At 73.9% G+C, this 2,532-nt stretch carries 3 protein-coding genes and 1 pseudogene; 3 read left to right on the top strand and 1 reads right to left on the bottom strand.

The window, feature by feature from the left end; all coding sequences use genetic code 11:
• The first annotated feature begins 81 nt into the window (after positions 1-81).
• From Q0195_RS05850 to Q0195_RS05840, 3 genes and pseudogenes are all read left to right on the top strand, one after another.
• Complete coding sequence (locus Q0195_RS05850) at positions 82-402, top strand: DUF2516 family protein (protein ID WP_299275817.1); 321 nt, start codon at positions 82-84, stop codon at positions 400-402.
• Positions 399-824, top strand: coding sequence for a D-aminoacyl-tRNA deacylase (dtd, locus tag Q0195_RS05845; RefSeq protein ID WP_299275815.1), 426 nt, complete (start codon positions 399-401; stop codon positions 822-824). Before Q0195_RS05850 ends, dtd begins: the two co-directional genes overlap by 4 nt.
• A gap of 106 nt (positions 825-930) precedes the next feature.
• Positions 931-1,203, top strand: a pseudogene (locus Q0195_RS05840) (maleylpyruvate isomerase N-terminal domain-containing protein); the annotation flags it as partial.
• Between the two features lie 204 nt (positions 1,204-1,407).
• On the opposite strand, the gene Q0195_RS05835 reads toward Q0195_RS05840, so the two are convergent.
• Positions 1,408-2,445, bottom strand: coding sequence for an ABC transporter substrate-binding protein (locus Q0195_RS05835; RefSeq protein ID WP_299275812.1), 1,038 nt, complete (start codon positions 2,443-2,445; stop codon positions 1,408-1,410).
• Positions 2,446-2,532: the final 87 nt, after the last annotated feature.

The following is a 2,532-nucleotide window of genomic DNA, read 5'->3' as shown; positions in this document are numbered from 1 at the left end:
CGCTCACTTCCCAACGGCGCTCACGTGTGTGTCCAGAGCGCACGTTCCGGCGGGACACCCTCGTCTCGTTAGACTCGAGCGGTGGGATTGATCGGCGACCTCCAGCTCCTCGTGTTCTTCGCCCTCGCGCTGGGAGCCTTCGTGGTCGAGCTGTGGGCGCTGGTGCACTGCCTGCGCCAGCCGGCCCAGGCGTTCAGCTACGCGGGCAAGCGGACGAAGAACTTCTGGCTCGTCGTGCTCGCCGTGAACGTCGCGCTCGGCTTCATCGCGGTGCCGCCCGGGCCGCTCTCCGGCGGCTTCCTGTCGATCATCCTCGTCATTCCCGCGGCCATCTACCTCACCGACGTGCGGCCGGCGGTCAGCGGCTACGGCCGTGGCCGGCGCGGGGGAGGGGGCTGGTGAGGACGGTCATCCAGCGCGTCGACGGCGCAGCGGTCCACGTCGACGGCGAGCAGGTGGGCGGTTTCACCGGGCAGGGGCTCGTGGCGCTCGTGGGCGTCACCCACGACGACGGCGCGGCCGAGGTGGAGAAGACCGCCCGCAAGATCGCCGACCTGCGCATCCTGCGCGGCGAGCGGTCGGTGACCGACGTCGGTGCCCCGGTGCTCGTCATCTCCCAGTTCACGCTCTACGCCGACGTCCGCAAGGGCCGCCGGCCGTCGTGGAACGGTGCCGCCCCGGCGGAGGTGGCCGAGCCGGTGGTGGACGCCGTCGTCGCCGCGCTGCGGGAACGCGGCGTGCACGTGGAGACGGGCCGTTTCGGAGCGGACATGCGCGTCTCGCTCGTCAACGACGGCCCGGTGACCATCGTCCTCGACGTCTGAGCCGCCGCCACGACGAACCGCCGGGCCGTGCTGCCCGACGGCCCGGTATACCGGTATACGGTGGGGCCTGCGACGTGACGACGCGTGACTGGCGGTGAGCGGACCGATGACCTACGCACCCGGTGCCCCGACCGACGAGCCGGCCTGGGTCCGCAGCGGTACCGCCTACTTCGCCCGGCTGCTGGACGGGCTGGACGACGGCGCACTCACCGGGCCGAGCCTGCTGCCCGGCTGGGACCGGGCGAGCGTCGTCGCCCACGTCGGGTACAACGCCCGCGCGCTCATCCGGCTGAGCCACTGGGCCCGCACCGGGGTGGAGACGCCCATGTACGCCTCCACCGAGCAGCGCAACGCCGAGATCGCGCGCGGGGCCCGCCTCGGTCTCATCCTGCGTCCCACCGACCGGGCCGAGGAGGTGGTCGCCGGCGACGGCAGCGGGCCGCCCGTCAGCGGCTCGGCCGCGGACCTGGCCCGGTGGCTCACCGGCCGCGGGGCGGACGGGCTGACGTCGTCCACCGGCGCCCTGCCCGACCTGCCCCGCTGGCTCTGACCCGCGCGGCCCGGCGCCCACCCGCCGCCCGCATCAAGGCAGGAAGGCGTCGAGGTCGACCGGCTCCTCCAGCATGCCCTGCTCGAGCGCCAGGTCCGCCAGGGTGTCGAGGGCAGCGCGGTCCGGCTCGGCACCGAACTCCTCGAGGACCACCTCCGACAGCAGCTCGCGGTCCAGGTCGAGGAAGGTCGTCAGCGTCTCGCGTACCAGGCCCGGGTGCTCCTGGGCGTACGCGGTGACCTCGTCGACCGCCGCCGCGAAGTCCGCGACGAGGCCGGCGTCCGCGTCCGCCAGCGCCCCCGACGTCACCACCACCAGGGTGGGCACGCCCGGCAGCGTCTCCTGGTAGTTGTAGGTGACGAGCGCGGCGCCGGTGGTCCGGAGGACCGTCTGGTACGGCTCCGGCGCCCAGGCGGCGTCGACGGCCCCGCGCTCGAGCGCGGCGGGCATGTCCGGGAACCCCATCTCGACGTACTCGATGGTCGTCGGGTCGCCGCCCGCCTCGGCGACGACGGCGTTGATCGACAGCTCACCCATCGTGTGCCGGGTGTTGACGGCGACCGTCGCCCCCTCCAGGTCCGCCGGTCCGTCGATGTCGGCCTCCTGCTGCGCCCAGACGGAGGTGATGTCCTCGCCGGTCGCGAGCGCGTGGGAGAACCCGGTGACCACCCGGACGTCTCGGTCCGCGGCCTGCGCCTGCATGACGCTGAGCGGGTTGGACAGCGCGAACTTCAGCTCGCCGTCGGTGACCCGGGGCAGGAGGTCGGCGCCGCCCTGGGCGGTCTCCAGCGACACCCGGAACCCGTGCTCGGCGAAGATGCCCTCGTCGATGCCGAGCTGGACCGCGGCGGTCGGCAGGACCGGCAGCACACCAATGGTGACGTCGGTGAGGTCATCGGTCGGGACGGCGGTGCCCCGGTCCGGTGACGGGTCGTCCCCGGTGCACGCGGCGAGGACGAGGGCGGCGACGGCGGGCACGACGACACCGCGCAGCCGCAGCCGCCGGTCCGCCCGCGGGGTGCGGTGCGCGCGTCGGCCGGGGACGTCACCAGGCTGTCCCTGCTCCTCCACGGGCGTCTCTCCCGTCCCGTTCCCCGACGTCGTTGGTACGGCCCTCGGGCTACCCGCCACGGTAGTGACGGCGACCGGCGCCGCAAG

This window comes from uncultured Georgenia sp. (genome assembly GCF_937958535.1).
Lineage (GTDB): Bacteria > Actinomycetota > Actinomycetes > Actinomycetales > Actinomycetaceae > Oceanitalea.
Note: the sequence above shows the minus strand (reverse complement) of the source record. Positions and strands in the feature narration are given on the sequence as shown.